We start from the raw sequence: 15,606 nt of genomic DNA on the forward strand, positions 1-15,606 counted from the left end.
TTTAAAATAATTGGTATTCCGGTGACTGCATCATCGCCATGGCAAGTGCTTCCAGTTGCAGGCGCACGTTGACATCGCTGCTGGTATTGACGTAATTATTCCATTCTGCCGTCCAGTTGGAAGCCGGAAGCTGATCCAGTAATACCGTGTCCCGGAAGTAATTGAAACGGTTGGCATCCAGTGTAATCGGTAGCAGCCATTTCACCAGTTCCTGTACCAGGGTGTCAGCATTACCCGGATCGGAGCAGTGAAGATCCACAAATGCTACGATATCCAGCTTCAGTAAAATGCCATTTGTTCCGGTAAATCCGCTGATAAGCAATTCCGAAAACTTGTAGCGGTTCGCCAGGTAATTGGAAGAAATCCAGTAGCGGTGAAAATCCGGGTACTGGAAATAGGGTTCGTAACCGGCTACGTCATATGGTTCGAAAAATTCGATTCCCTGCAGGCTGAGTTGTCCCAGGAGTTGTCCGTACAACTCATAAAACGAGGGAAGTTGCGTGGATTGATCCGGAACTGTGAGGTTAAACAAACGCATGGTTCCGATTACCAGGTCAACCGGCGATTTGATGATCGCACCGATGTTGTTGTCCTGGGTGATCGCATTATCGATATCGTAAAAATGTTCACTTTGGAACAAGGCTTCGAGCACCGGAAGGATTTCAAAGTTGTTTGTCGTCAGGATCGTTGCCAAAGGCTCAATGATATCCGTTTCGATTTCCGGAGTGATCTCGTAGTAGGCAAACTGCCTGTAAATGCGTCTGCAAATGTGTTTGGCAGTATGTGGTGAATTGAAGATCATGTTGATCATATCGTCCAGTTCGGTGTAAACAGCCGTTACCGCCGCATTTGATCCGGTAACATTCCCGGTTTGAATCACCGTATTACTGAAAGCTGCTGAGAACTGTTTCTGGGTGACATCGTGTTGTGAAGACGTCGTTGCACTTCCTTTTACCTTCCCGGTAGCGATGTTTGTCACCGGGTCTACAGTTTGAAAAGTAGTGTCGATTCCCCAGCCGGTCAAAACCTTCGTCAATGCTTTTACATCGTTTTCCGTAAAGTTGGTGTAATCTCCCAAACTCACTTCTTCGCCTTTCCCAACGGAATACAATTCGAGGAATTCCCGAGCAAAATTCTCTTGCGGAACGCCTTTGATATTGAGGTTTCCATCAAGGTGCACCAGCATGGCATTGTCGATACAAATTGCTTTTGTCAGAGCTTTGTAATTCCCCAAGGCATAGAAGCGGAGCAGGCTCAGGTAATCCAGCGCGAATTGCGGACTGCCTTCAATCCGGCTCATGATCATCGGGAAATGGGAGTGGTAGAACCAAACCATGCGTTCCGTAAGACTCGGCCCTGAAATGCGCATGTTTTCCAGCCACCAGCTGCAGGTATAAGCAGATAGTGTCGGGGCATCCTGGTTCGGATCCATACTGTTCGGATAAACCCAGTTGGTTCCGCTCATCGGGTCGATCGGAAAGGGAGGTGCAAGCTGGTTTTGCGAGAGCGTGGTAAAAGCGGCCTGTGCTGTTATTCCCGAAAAGGCGGAAATATCCTGCAAGGTTGGGCCCATAGTAGCCCGCCGGAGCAAATGTGCGGCCTTTTGCTCGCCCAAAGGACCAGTAATCGGATTGAGAGAAGCCATGAGTACTAGTTGTGTTTAGTTCCTAAAATGGTGTTTAAGGATTAAAACCAGGAACTTACGTGTGAAAACATGAAAAAACCGGGCTGTAATCTTCAAATAGCGCATACCTAAGTTAAACCATTTACATCAAACATTCAATAAAAATGAATGAAGGATTTGTTATCAGATGAGAGGTTGGAATGCACTTAACGACACTCCAACCTCTGTAAGTTTGTTGTTTTTCAACTTAGTAAACGACTACTTTTTGCGTTTTAACCAGGCCCTTATCGGATGCGATTGTCATGTTATAAATTCCTTTAGCCCATCCGGTTGAAGAAATGGTCTGTTCACCGGATAACTGGTTTTCAAACTGATTGCTGTAAACCGTTTTTCCGGTCATATCCGTAGCAGTTAAACGGATTTTCTGAAGTTTGTTGAAATTGTATGCTACCTGGATGTTTCCGCTTTCCGGGTTGCCTGAAATTTGAACACCGTTCGAGAAATCGATTTCTTCGACACCTACCGTGCCCGAGAGGAGCAGTTTGACATCGTCGATCAGTACATTGACAGCAGAAGCCCCGGCCAGCTTTTCAAAACGGAATGTCAGGTTGTGTGACCCGACAGCAAGTGTACCGACATTGACAGAGATATTGACATATGCTCCAATTGAATCGCCGGCACTGATTTTACTTTGCGTGACTCCATCCAGCAAAATGGAAAGTGTATCACCCGGATTTCCTTTCATCGGAACTTTTAAATAAAAATAAAGGGTTCCCGTTCCGGAAGTTGTCGTATTGAACGTTTGGGCCGCTGTTCCTACTTCGGCACTACTCGTACCGCCAAACCACACATACCAGGTCCCGCTATGTGGCACACAAGGCCCGCCACAGGTTCCGCAAGACGTCGCATCACAAAAAGAAGTTCCGAAATTGGAAGAAGTGGAACTCCACGGGCTATTTGCCGGCCCGCTGGCTTCAAAAGAGCTATCAGCAAGAATCTGAGCTGATGCACTTGTACTTAAAAAAGCAATAAACACAAAATGTAAAAAATGTTTCATAGTGTTGAATTTATGATTGATACAGTTACAATTTATAACTTTTTTTCTGGTTTAAAAAAAATGATTGGGTGATTTTTATGTTGAGCGGGGTGGTTTTGAGGGGTGATTTGGGGTGGAAGTGAATTGCTGAATCCCCTGCTGATAAAGGGATTTGCCCGCTATTTCGAACAGAACACTCTGAGACAGAATTTTATCCGGTTTTCTTCCTGTCCCGAATTCCGGATAAAAGTTTAATTTAGCCGGCTTTCGGGTTCATTCCTGAAGATTAAATGAATCAAACCATGCTAAATAAAACAATCTTTTGTATCACCTCTTCCCTGATTTTATGTTGTTTGAATGGGTACGGTCAAAGCAAGGAAGAGCGTAAGGTTCATTCGAAAACGTACAGGCTGCAACAACGGGACTCCCTGAAAAAAGCAAGCTACCCGATGACTGACTACATCGCGTATTTCCAGGCCGGTTTCGGAATCGAGAACGAATTATCCCGTGATTTTGTATCGAAGTTGAATGAAGAATTTGGAGCTATTGCTCAAGATAATTTGGCAGCTGGGTCTTTTGGTATTGGGATACATGCTTATAGAGGCATTCAGATCGGAACCAGGTATTCATATCTTTCAAGAAATTTGTCACTCGACTCCGCAAATCTTCATTTCAGTCAGACTATTTTGGACTATGGAATTTCTTACCGAAGAATCTTTTTCAAACGTTGGTTGCTGACCGGTGGTATTTATGCCGGGATGTATTCGATGAAACAAACAATTGGAGTCCAAGCTGGGACAACTACTGTTTTTGAAGCCTACTCCGGGAAAACGTTTAACATGTATTCCGTTGAATCGAGGTTTCGGTTTATTGCCGGAGTACACCTTGATATTGGATACGGAGTAAATAAATACGCAGAACTATTCCTGTCTTCTGCATACTGGATGCTCCCGGGGCGCTCACAAATCCGGGTGGGAGACATTCCTGTTTCCAGAGGAAGCCTGATGCTAACAGGTGGACTTCGTTTTACCCTGAACAATCTTTAAATGGATCATCACCGTGAAAAATCTCCTGCTGAGCTGCAACAAAAAAAGCTGCCACTTCTGTGACAGCTTCATATGATTTTTGTTTGATTTCAATTCTTACAAGTGAATCACTTCACCGTATGCTGCAGCAGCAGCTTCCATGATTGCTTCAGACATTGTTGGGTGAGGGTGAACTGTTTTGATCAGTTCTTCACCTGTTACTTCCAACTTGCGGATTGCAACGATCTCAGCGATTAATTCAGTTACGTTTGAACCGATCATGTGTGCTCCAAGTAATTCACCGTATTTTGCATCGAAAATCAGTTTTACGAAACCATCTTTTGCTCCGGCAGCAGATGCTTTACCTGAAGCAGAGAACGGGAATTTCCCCACTTTGATTTCCAAACCAGCTTCTTTCGCCGCTTTTTCAGTCATACCAACAGATGCAACTTCCGGAGTACAGTAAGTACATCCCGGGATATTTCCGTAATCCAACGGCTCCGGGTGGTGTCCTGCGATTTTCTCTACACAGATAATTCCTTCTGCAGATGCCACGTGTGCCAATGCAGCTGTCGGAATGACGTCTCCGATTGCAAAATAACCAGGGATGTTTGTCTGGTAGAAATCGTTTACCAAAATACGACCTTTATCCACAACGATTCCCAGTTCTTCCAAACCGATGTTTTCGATGTTTGCCTGGATTCCAACTGCGGAAAGAACCACATCACATTCGATTTTTTCTTCTCCTTTTGCAGTTTTGATTGTTACCAGACACCCTTTTCCTGAAGTGTCAACTGATTCAACAGACGCATTCGTCATCACGTTGATTCCAGCTTTCTTGAAGGATTTCTCCAATTGTTTGGATACTTCTTCGTCTTCGATCGGAACGACGTTCGGCAAGTATTCAACCACTGTTACTTCTGTTCCGATCGCATTGTAGAAATAAGCAAACTCCACACCGATCGCACCTGAACCAACAACCACCATTTTCTTAGGTTGTGTTTTCATGCTCATTGCTTCACGGTAACCGATAATCTTTGTTCCGTCCTGAGGCAGGTTCGGCAATTGACGGGAGCGTGCTCCTGTTGCGATAATGATTCCTTTATCTGCACTGTATTCAGTTACTGCACCGTCTTCTCCGGTTACAGCTACTTTTTTACCAGCTTTCAATACTCCGAAACCTTTGATCACGTCAATTTTGTTCTTTTTCATCAAGAACTGAATTCCTTGGCTCATTCCGTTTGCAACTCCGCGGGAACGTTCAATCATTCCACCGAAATCTGCTTTTGAATCCTTTACGGTAATTCCGTAGTCAGATGCATGTTGAATGTATTCAAACACATTGGCACTTTTCAAAAGCGCTTTTGTTGGAATACATCCCCAGTTCAAACAGATTCCACCTAATGCGTCACGTTCAACAATTGCCGTTTTCAAACCCAATTGCGATGCACGGATAGCTGTAACGTATCCTCCGGGACCACTTCCAATAACTATGATATCGTAATTCATTTCTTTTTTCAATAAAATGGTAATGGCACGAAATTAATCAATTCTCATCAATTGTGCATGAATCTGCTTCCGAATTGAAAATTTCTTGAGTCTCCTTCCTTGAGGAGGGATGAAGGGCGGTGGCAGTAACCGATTATGATCCGTCACCCTCCTCAATCCTCCCTGAATGGAGGAAGCGGAATACTTCTGCAAATACACCTTTTTTCTTTTGGGAATTCCTAATTTTGGACAAAAACTCATCCAATGGTTAAGTATCATTTAGCGATCGAACAGGCGAACCAGCAATATATCCAGTTCAAAGTCATTTTTGAAAACGTCGAACCCGGAGCAATTATCCATTTACCCAAATGGAGACCGGGAAGATATGAACTGGGGAATTTTGCGAAGAATGTCAGAGGATTTAAAGTGTTTGACATGGACGGGAAAGTGGTGAATTTTCATAAAACAGACCTGTCTTCCTGGAAAATCGAACTGAAAGAAACGGCAACCATCCGGGTGGAGTACAGTTATTATGCGGCAGAACTGAATGCCGGATCAACGTATTTGAGTAAAGAGATGCTTTATTCCAACCCGGTAAACTGTTTTGTGTACCAGGATGGGAAAAAAGACGAGGGGTGCGAAGTCCACTTGAACATTCCTTCCGACTGGAACATTGCAGGTTCGATGGAGCGCGAAGGAAACGTGCTGCGAGCAGCCGATTTTGATGAGCTGGCAGATTCTCCCTTCATTTGTTCGGCGTCCCTGCAGTACAACCAATATGAATCCGGGGGAACGATTTTCCATTTGTGGTTCCAGGGAGATTGCCAGATTGACTGGCCGGTCGTGATTCGCGATTTCAAAGCATTTACGGATAAACAGATCGAAAAATTCATCGAGTTCCCCGTTCCGCATTACCATTTCCTGTTTCACATTCTTCCATATAAAGCATATCACGGAGTAGAACACCAGAAATCGACAGTGATTGCACTCGGCCCTACCTATGATGTATTCGGACACCTGTATACCGAATTGCTGGGAGTTTCCTCACACGAATTGTACCATACCTGGAACGTGAAAGCGATTCGTCCGATTGAAATGTACCCGTACGATTACCAGCGCGAAAACCTGTCGAAACTCGGCTATTTGTGTGAAGGTGTGACCACGTATATGGGCGATTTGATGTTGTTCAAGTCGGGAGTTTTCGATTTGAAACAATACCTGCACGAATTCACGGGACAATTGCAGAAGCACTTTGATAATTTCGGTCGTTTCCATTACTCCGTTGTGGAATCTTCCTACGATACCTGGCTGGATGGATATGCACCGGGTGCTCCGGGAAGAAAAGTGTCCATTTATACCGAAGGATGTTTGCTGGCTTTTGTTTGCGATGTGAAAATCCGCGAATATTCCGGAAACAAGCATGGATTAGACGAATTGATGAAACGCCTGTATTTCAATTTTGCGTTGGCAAATAAAGGAGTGAGTGAAGCAGATTACATTGGGCTGCTGAAAGAACTGGCAGGCCCGGAAATCGAAGAGCTGATCACGGATTATTTCTATGGAACACGTCCGTTTGAAGCCATTCTGACCGAAGCTCTTGAGACAATCGGTTTGGAACTGACACATAAGCCCAATCACCGGTATTCGTTTGGAAGAACCGGGTTTAAATCACATCCGTTTGGAGCTGGATTCCAGGTTGCGGCCATATATCCCGGATCTCCGGCAGATATGGCGGGTTTGATGATCAACGATGAAATTATTGCTGTGAACGACTTTAAACTGAATGGTGATTTGGATAACTGGCTTTCGTACCTGGATGATCAGAATAAGCGTTTGACAGTGATCCGCCAGGGAAAAATCCTCGAATTGGCACTTCCGGAAGTACAACGCAGTTTCTACCTCGAATACGGGGTAGAGGTGATTGAAAATCCGAATTCCTTCCAGAAAAAAGCATTTGAACACTGGAAATCGTGATGAACGATTTGTAAGTGGTTTAAGATAAGATGCTTGAATCTGAAAGACTGATTTTTTGAACCCGAAGATTTGTGAAGCCCAGTATTTGCAAAGGGTACGACGCTTATCAATGAAGTGCCGGCGAATATAAATTTTGCAAAAAGCAGGTGAATATATCGTGGGAGAATGACTAGTTTTGTCGAAAATTTCACTCAAATGATCAAGCAACAATTATCTAAAATAGCCCTGGCAGGTGCTATTTTTATTTTCTCGAATACGGTATCTGCACAATTCAAATTTTCAAAAGTAAATGTAGCAGACGGTGTAAAAACAGCAGTGAAATCAGGTGATAAAGTGGATTTACGCCTGAGCCCTGCAGGTAATGTTGAACAAAACTTCGTAGTGGATATTGACATTGCAGCATTTAGAAAGGCATATAAGTACGATGTAGTGATCGTAGGTTATTTGCGGGATGATCAAATGAATTTTTCGTACCTCCACGAGTTTGAATCGGTTTTGAATACCAAGAAATACGGAGGAAAGGGAATCGTTCCTGTTTATGCGTATGATACCAAGAAATTCAAAGAAACAGATTACAGAACACTTGCAAAGGATGGTATTGATTACGAAGGTCCGAAGCCTGTAGTACGTAAATTGGCTATCTACGGAAGTTATATTACCGGTGAAGAAGGGTACTTCGATGCAAACGATACGTACCAGTTCCGCAACAAATATTCCCCGGGAGAATTGTTGGGCTACATCGAATTGAATACCGTTTACAATAAAGCTCAAATAGAAGCCTTTGAAGCCAAAAAGAAAGAGCAGGAATACAATCAGGCGGATAGATATATTGATAATATGCAATCCAACTTCGGACGAAGTGTGATTGAGAACGTGGAACAATACCTGGCTCCTGTTGTAGCAACTCCAATGTATATGGCGTTATCAGATGGTTTGAAGGAAGTTTGGAATTGGAGAGTAAAAGCAGTTCGGGCTCAAAAGTCTCCTGAAAATGCCGACAAATTTATTGCTGCTGTTGAAGAACTTACTAAAGATTTTGAAATCATGAATACGATTTCTAAGAAAGACAAGAGTATCTTGAAAGTCATGAACAAAGAAATCAAAGCGAAAGCCACTGAACAGGAAAAATGGGATTACATTAAATCCAAACTGTAATTGGTTTTTGATAAAAGAATTGTTTTAGTAAAAAATGCTCCTTAAATTTTTAAGGAGCATTTTTTGTTTTTGTAACTCTTGTTATGGAGTTTGAGTGATTTTTGATCACCGATATTTTTGTCCCTTACTCGTTTTATTTCATCAAATGCACGTGTCCGGTTTTTGTAATCTTTCTATCTGACCCGGATGATTTAAAACGAATCGTCCAGGTATAGATGCCCGATTTACATAATTCCCCGTTGTATGTTCCGTCCCAGCCGACCAGGGCATCATTGGATTCAAACAAGGTTTCTCCCCAGCGGTTGTAGATCGTCATGGTATAATTGTACGGATCGAAACCGGAAGTGAAAACAGGTACGAATACATTGTTGAACTCGTCTCCATCTGGCGTGAAGGTATTGGGGATGTAGAAAATCAGTTCCTGCTGGATCGTCACGGTCAGTTTTGCCGTATCCGGACAGTTATTAACGGTATTCGCGATCAGGATAATCGTATAGCTTCCTGCTTCTTCCGGGTAAGTATGGGACGGGTTGAAAGCAGTGCTCGTACCTCCGTCACCGAAATCCCACGAATAAGAAGAAGCATTCGTGGAGGAATTGATCATCTGGAAATCCGAATCCATTAATCCGTGAACAGGATTACCGACCGTAAATCCGGCTACGGCATTCGGGAAGACACAAATGGCGGATGGAAATACAGTTGTTGTGGAACATCCCGCTGCGCTGGTCGAAGTAACCGTAATATCATAGCATCCCGGACTGGTAAACTGGTGGTTCACGTTGTTCAACTGGTTGGAGTTGGTGCTTCCGTCTCCGAAGTTCCAGGTAATGGATGCACTGGAAGGCGTACTCAGGTCTACCAATGTGGCAGTAAACGGTGCACAGCCAGATGCAGATGGAATATCAATCTGAACGTCCGGCATGGCATTGACCTGGATCGATAAGTTAGCCGGTGTAGAACATCCTCCGGAAATCGTATAAGTTACCTGGTGTAATCCCGGTCCGGCCTGAGAAGGCGAAAATTCTCCCGATGCAGCATCGGCAATGCCCGTTCCTGACCAAACACCGCCCGGGATATCTGCAGTCAGGTATACGTTGGATGCGGCTTCGCAGAAAGGACCTGCTCCCGCAATGACCGGAATCTGGGTCGAATTGACTACCACATTGGTTGTTGCAGAAGAAGTACACCCGTTTAAACTCGTTGTAACGGTATACGTTCCGGCTGCACTCAACGTAGCAGGAGTCGATGCGTTTTGTGTGGATGCTGTGTATCCGTTCGGCCCGGACCAATTGTATGTGCTTCCTGCTAAACTGGAAGCCTGAAGCTGCAAGGTTTGTCCTTCGCACAAAGGGCCGTTGTTGGATGCGGTTACTACCGGAATCGGGTTGACCGTTACGGTAGTAGTTGCCGTATTGGAGCAGGCTCCGTTTGTTCCGGTAACAGTATATGTCGTCGTTGTCGTCGGGTTGGCGGTCACTGTCGCACCTGTTGTCGCGGATAATCCCGTAGCCGGAGACCAGCTATAGTTGGATGCTCCGCTGGCGGTGAGTGTGGTCGAACTGCCGTTACAAATACTCGTACTCGGAGTAACGCTTACGGTAATCGGAGTCACGGTCACAGTGACTGTTTGAGAAGACGAACAGCTCCCGGTTGTTCCCGAAACGGTATAGGTCGTAGTCGTTGCAGGACTTGCGGTGACGGACGAACCGCTCGTAGAAGACAATCCGGTCGATGGACTCCAGGAATAATTCGTGGCACCGCTGGCGGTTAGCGTCGTGGAAGCTCCCGTACAAATGCTTGCATTCGGAGAAACTGTCAGGGCAAGCGGTGTGACTGTTACTGTCACCGTTTGAGTGGCAGAGCAGGAGCCGCTCGTTCCGGTTACGGTATAAGTGGTTGTTGACGCCGGACTTGCACTCACGCTTGCTCCTGTAGAAGCCGACAAGCCAGTTGCCGGACTCCAGGAATAATTCGTGGCACCGCTGGCGGTTAGTGTCGTAGAAGCTCCTGTACAAATGCTCGCATTCGGAGAAACCGTGAGATTGATCGGAGTTACCGTCACCGTGACATTCGCTGATGCTGAACACGAACCGTTTGTTCCGGTTACGGTATATGTCGTCGTTGTGGTGGGGCTCGCCGTGACGGTTGCGCCTGTTGTGGCAGACAATCCGGTGGCAGGCGACCAGGTATAACTGCTGGCTCCGGTTGCGGTCAAAGTTGCCGATGATCCGGAACAAATCGTGGTATTGGGAGAAACTCCTACCGTTAACGGAGCAACGGTGACGGTGACTGTTCCGGTGCTCGTACAGCCCGCAGTTGTTCCGGTTACGGTATAAGTCGTTGTTGATGTCGGGCTGGCGGTGACGGTTGCGCCTGTTGTAGCAGACAATCCGGTTGCCGGCGACCAGCTGTACGAACCTGCTCCGCTTGCAGTGAGTGTAGCGCTACCACCGGAACAAATCGTTTGGTTTGCCGGTGCGGTTACCGTTGCGCTGTTGACAGTAATAGTTGTAGAAGACGAAGCATTACAGGGTGCTACACCGATCGAGTAGTTGATCGTGTGTGTGCCCACACCTGCAGCTGCAGGGTTGAATGTTCCTGTGGAAGAAACACCCGGCCCTGACCAGGTTCCTCCCATATCTGCTGCAATTAGTTGTACCGGAGCAGATGAAACACAAAATGGTCCCGCAGGAGTAATTGCCGGGTTCGGAGGGCCTGTTTGAGCTCCCGGAGCCGGTCCTAACTGCAACGTAAAATTACTGGATGATCCACTCCAGTTTTCAACGACAATCATGATTTCCTGTCCGGCAGTAACGTATGGAGCCGGCACGGAAGAGGAACATGGAAATGCCGTTCCGAATTGGTTACAGCCGCCTGGCGAACTGGCATAGTTACAACCGATTTGGTTCGATACATTCTGAATGGCCGTACATGGAGCCTGACCGTTCGGAATATTAAAGACCGCAACATCCAGGAATCCCGTGGAGGCATTTCCGTCGATGAGCATGTTTAACGGACCGGATGTTGTGATGTGCAGGATGATATATCCCATATTCGGGCCCCAGAAATCGAGGCAGGAACTTACAATCGGTCCCGGTGTAACAAATCCGAAGGGTCCGGCAGTTCCCGGAGTACAAATGGACGTGTTGGTATTACACTGCGCGCTGACTTGTTGACTATTGAAAATAGAGAAATAAAGGGAGAGAAGGAGAGTGATGAAAGTGAACTTAATGTATTTCATAACCGCTGTATCCAAAGTGAGTAACTAATTCGCTGATGATTGTGGGGGTGAGTTTTTCATTGCAGTTGATTTGAACAGTCGTAAAATCGCTGCTGAAATCAATGTAATTCAGAAAGGGATAATATGCTTTCAGCCGGAGATTGACTTTCTGCTCGCGCTGTTCATTGACCAGCGGCTGATAAGGCGTAAACGAAAAAGTGTAGTCATCTGCCTGATGAATGATGCAGGACGGATTGTTTCCGGATTGATGCAACAGCAGATCAACCTCAGTGGTAGGCTGATTGGAAGCTATCAATTGTGAACGAAGCTGTTTGAGAGAATCAGCCCCGGTTGAGTTCTGACCGAATGAAATAGTTGATAAAACTATTAGTGTTGCGGTTGAAACGCAGCCGATTAGCTTTGTTTTGCAGTAGTAATACATTGTAATTAGTTTCGTGTTCTAATATAGAACGAAACGATTACAAGTTGGTTGCCCCGGAGTGTAAATTAAAAAAGCGTGTTACTAATAACACGCTTTTTTTAAATAAAGTTAAAATTTATAGCTGACCCCTAAACTCGGCAAGATCGGGAACTGATAGATCTTGGCATTCGTTACGCGGTTCACATAGAAGATGTTTTTCCGGTTGTAAACATTCGTTACGGACGCTACGATTTCCAGTTCTGTTTTGTTTTTGAATCGGAATTGTTTCTTAACGGTAATGTCCAAACGGTGGTAGGTCGGAAGTCGTTTGGAATTGAACTCTCCCAACAATACTCCTACAGAAGAAGAGTTGCTGGAAGTATAATCTGTTGTTACTCCCTGACCGAATGTTTCAGGCTGGTAGAATCCTGCTGTTGGTGTGAACGGAAGTCCTGAACCGAAGTTCCAGCGGGCATTGATCTCCAAATCTTTCTTCTTTCCTAAGGTATAGGATGCAACGAGGTTGATGTTGTGTCTTCTGTCGAATACCGGGTAGTATGTGGTGAATCCGTCCCAGCGTGTCGATTTTCCGTAAGAGTAAACTCCCCACAGGAACAATCTGTTCAGTGTATATTTCAACAATACATCCACCCCGTAAGATTTCCCGCTTTCGATCAGGAAGTTCTTTTTGTACACGTCATCTTCTTTCGAGAATTCAGAAACATCTTCGTATAATTTATTCACGTTGATGTTACTCAACTGCGGGAAATATTTAAAGTATCCTTCAACGTTCAGTGAGAGGTTCTTGGTCAGATCGAGTTCCGCTCCCGCAATGGCATGCCAGGAGTACTGGATTCCGTTGCGTGGATTTTTGGTTTTCCCGTTTTCGGTAATGAATGTTTGCTGTACGTTTGTTGGTGCACTCAAAAGCCCGTTAAACAGGTTCACGATATCCCTGTCCGAAGAAGCAGACGTGAAGTTTTGAGAGTAACGTCCTCCGGATACTTTGAAGCGAAGGATATCCGTTGCGTTGTATTTCACACCCAGGCGCGGTTCCAGGGAAATGGTACTCAAACTTGCGTAAGCCTGAACACGCATTCCCGGCTGAACAACAAAACGCTTGGTAACGAATTTGTAATTTACATAAGCACCGATTTCTACGGTGTTGTTCTCATCCTGGATTTTGGAAGCAACTTCGTTGTATGTCAGGTAATCTGTTTTGAAGATGTTGATTCCGATCCCGTAATCGATCTGGCTTTCATTCTTTAAAAAGTATGAAAAGTCAAAGCCCAGATCCGTTCCGAAAATAGAACTGGTTCGCGGCTGGGAGCCCTGCTCTTCGAAATGCGTTTTATAGTTGGAAGCCGTTAAGTGTCCTTTGATGAATGTTTTTCCTCCTCCCGGTAAAAGAATCCAGGACAAACCTCCACCTGCCTGCTGGAAATCCAGTGCAGCAGACTCATTGTAGTTTACTTTGTCGGTGTTGCTGAACCCGAATACAGATATTTTGGATCCCTGTCCGGTGGCGAAGGTTAGTTTTCCGTATAAATCCGTGAAATTGTATGGGAGGCCGTTTCCGTTATTGACGCCGCGGTAAAGTTCTTTTGCCGTGTAGTCCAGCAAGGAATGTTTTGCTGAGAAGATGAAGGATCCTGCTCCCGGTCTTCCTTCCTTCGCACGGTATAGCGGACCTTCCAGTACCAGTTTTGCCAGGAAAGGAGAAGCGGAAACCTTTCCTCCGAAGTTCTTTTTATTTCCGTCGCGGTAAGTAATGTCCATTACGGAAGAAATTCTCCCCCCGTATTTGGAGTCAAAACCTCCGGTGTAAATGTCTACGTTTTTAACCAATTCCGTTTCGAAGATAGAGAAGAAACCGATGGAGTGGAACGGGTTGTAAATGGTCATCCCGTCAAGTAAAACCTTGTTTTGAATTGGTGTTCCACCACGTACGTACAACTGTCCTCCCTGGTCACCGGTTGTTACAACCCCCGGAGTTACGGAAAAGGCTGCAGTAATATCGTTTTCAGCTCCAACCGAAGGAATGCGTTCCAATCCTTTCTTATCCAGTTTCACAACCGACATCAATACTTCTGTGGTTTTCGCTTTTGTCTCTGCAGAAATCACCACTTCTTCGATCCCAACCGCGTCAACCGGGATCAAATCGATGCGAAGCTCCGTTGTTCCTGTTTTTGATTGTACAACGATCTCCTTATTGTATTCCTTGAACTCAATCGTTTGAACCTTCAGGAGGTACGTTCCGACTGGCACTTTCGGGATGGAAAAAAATCCGTTTACGTCCGTGTTGGCTCCGAGAATTGATTGTGTTTTTTCGGTAGGAATAAGAACCACTTTCTCAAATGGAACCACCTCACTGTTTTCATTATTAAAAACGAATCCGCGGATGGTATGATCCTGGGCAAACGAACAGACAGTGATGGCTAGGAAAGTAAATAAGGAGAGTATTTGTTTCATACGGTTTACCATGAATTTAATCAAGTTTCGAAATTACATAATTAACAGGAATTAACTATCTAAATATTTGAAAAATGATAAAACGTACAGATTATTGATTAAACGGGGTTTAAAGGGAATTGATGCTTCGACTCTGCTCAGCATTTTAATTGAAAAGGGAGGGAGAGTCCGGAGGGAGGACCGAATGAGTCAGGAGACAAGACTTTAAACGATTAAATTGAAAACAAGATAGTTGTCATTCATCTTGACTCCGGTCTCCAAAAATCTAGCTTCTTACCCCAATTGTCTTGACTCTTGTCTCCAATAGTCTTGTCTCTTACCTCTAACAGTCATGCCCCTAAATAGTCTTTCCCCAACATTACATTGTCCGCAAAATCAGTTTCGCCTTATCCCAATACACATCCATTTCTTCCAGCGACATTTCGCCCATATTCTGTCCGTCAGCGGCAATCAGTTCTTCCATTTTTTGGAAACGGGATTTGAACTTCTGGTTCGTTGATTCCAGCGCATCTTCCGGGTTCACATCAATGAAACGGGCATAATTCACCAACGAGAAGAGCACGTCTCCGAATTCATCGAGGATGTGATCTTTTTGACCGGATTGCTGCGCCTCGTGCAGTTCCGAGAATTCTTCGATCACCTTGTTTTTGACATCTTCGATTTCAGACCACTCAAAACCGATTCCTTTTACTTTTTCCTGGATGCGCATGGCTTTGATCAGGGCAGGAAGTGTATTCGGAACGCCTTCGAGAACCGATTTCTTTCCTTCTTTCAGCTTGATTTTCTCCCAGTTCGCTTTGACTTCTTCCTCCGAATCTGCTGTCACGTCGCCGTAAATGTGCGGGTGGCGGTGGATCAGCTTATCGCAGATCCCGTTCAGAACGCTGGTCACGTCAAAAGCACCCAGTTCGGAACCGATCTTCGAATAAAAAACCAGGTGGAGGAACAAATCACCCAATTCGCCTTTGATTCCGTTCAGGTCATTTGCCTGGATCGAATCCGCCAGTTCGTAGGTTTCTTCAATCGTTAAATGTCTCAGCGACTGAATGGTTTGTTTCTTATCCCACGGACACTTTTCGCGCAAATCGTCCATAATGTTCAATAGCCTTTCAAAGGCTGCCAGTCTCGGGTCCTGATTTAAATTATCATTAGCTAATTCCATACTACAAATGTACATAGAACAAAATTTGT

Annotated in this window: 10 protein-coding genes; 3 read left to right on the forward strand and 7 right to left on the reverse strand. The window is 45.0% G+C overall.

Features of this window, described 5'->3' with window-relative positions; genetic code table 11:
* Nucleotide 1: 1 nt before the first annotated feature.
* Nucleotides 2–1,645 carry a DUF1800 family protein gene (locus ABDV94_RS00215; protein ID WP_343603750.1) on the reverse strand — a complete coding sequence of 548 codons (1,644 nt, stop codon included), beginning with the start codon at nucleotides 1,643–1,645 and terminating at the stop codon, nucleotides 2–4.
* A gap of 226 nt (nucleotides 1,646–1,871) precedes the next feature.
* Nucleotides 1,872–2,681 (reverse strand): T9SS type A sorting domain-containing protein, encoded by an 810-nt coding sequence (locus ABDV94_RS00220; protein ID WP_343603752.1) that lies wholly within the window; start codon nucleotides 2,679–2,681, stop codon nucleotides 1,872–1,874.
* Nucleotides 2,682–2,962: 281 nt separating this feature from the next.
* On the opposite strand from ABDV94_RS00220, the gene ABDV94_RS00225 reads away from it, so the two are divergent.
* Nucleotides 2,963–3,706: a hypothetical protein gene (locus tag ABDV94_RS00225; protein WP_343603754.1), complete on the forward strand. Its 744-nt coding sequence runs from the start codon at nucleotides 2,963–2,965 to the stop codon at nucleotides 3,704–3,706.
* 96 nt (nucleotides 3,707–3,802) lie between these two features.
* On the opposite strand, the gene lpdA is transcribed toward ABDV94_RS00225, so the two are convergent.
* Nucleotides 3,803–5,194, reverse strand: coding sequence for a dihydrolipoyl dehydrogenase (gene lpdA / locus ABDV94_RS00230; protein WP_343603756.1), 1,392 nt, complete (start codon nucleotides 5,192–5,194; stop codon nucleotides 3,803–3,805).
* A 243-nt stretch (nucleotides 5,195–5,437) separates the two neighbouring features.
* Here lpdA and ABDV94_RS00235 point away from each other — a divergent pair, with 243 nt between their 5' ends.
* Both ABDV94_RS00235 and ABDV94_RS00240 read left to right on the forward strand, forming a co-directional pair.
* Nucleotides 5,438–7,147: a PDZ domain-containing protein gene (locus tag ABDV94_RS00235; protein ID WP_343603758.1), complete on the forward strand. Its 1,710-nt coding sequence runs from the start codon at nucleotides 5,438–5,440 to the stop codon at nucleotides 7,145–7,147.
* Nucleotides 7,148–7,342: 195 nt separating this feature from the next.
* Entirely contained in the window at nucleotides 7,343–8,302 is a 960-nt protein-coding gene (locus ABDV94_RS00240) for a hypothetical protein (RefSeq protein WP_343603760.1), read from the forward strand.
* A gap of 133 nt (nucleotides 8,303–8,435) precedes the next feature.
* Here the strand turns inward: ABDV94_RS00240 and ABDV94_RS00245 are convergent, their stop codons facing one another.
* The 4 genes from ABDV94_RS00245 to mazG all read right to left on the reverse strand — a co-directional run bounded on the left by ABDV94_RS00245 (nucleotide 8,436) and on the right by mazG (nucleotide 15,577).
* Nucleotides 8,436–11,543 (reverse strand): PKD domain-containing protein, encoded by a 3,108-nt coding sequence (locus tag ABDV94_RS00245; protein ID WP_343603762.1) that lies wholly within the window; start codon nucleotides 11,541–11,543, stop codon nucleotides 8,436–8,438.
* On the reverse strand, nucleotides 11,530–11,964 hold the full coding sequence (locus ABDV94_RS00250; protein WP_343603764.1) for a hypothetical protein: 435 nt from the start codon (nucleotides 11,962–11,964) through the stop codon (nucleotides 11,530–11,532). Before ABDV94_RS00250 ends, ABDV94_RS00245 begins: the two co-directional genes overlap by 14 nt.
* Before the next feature lie 108 nt (nucleotides 11,965–12,072).
* Nucleotides 12,073–14,415 (reverse strand): carboxypeptidase regulatory-like domain-containing protein, encoded by a 2,343-nt coding sequence (locus ABDV94_RS00255; protein ID WP_343603766.1) that lies wholly within the window; start codon nucleotides 14,413–14,415, stop codon nucleotides 12,073–12,075.
* A 358-nt stretch (nucleotides 14,416–14,773) separates the two neighbouring features.
* Nucleotides 14,774–15,577 carry a nucleoside triphosphate pyrophosphohydrolase gene (gene mazG / locus ABDV94_RS00260; protein WP_343603768.1) on the reverse strand — a complete coding sequence of 268 codons (804 nt, stop codon included), beginning with the start codon at nucleotides 15,575–15,577 and terminating at the stop codon, nucleotides 14,774–14,776.
* Nucleotides 15,578–15,606 lie beyond the last annotated feature (29 nt).

Source organism: Fluviicola sp. (genome assembly GCF_039596355.1).
In the GTDB taxonomy this organism is placed as follows: Bacteria; Bacteroidota; Bacteroidia; order Flavobacteriales_D; family Crocinitomicaceae; genus Fluviicola.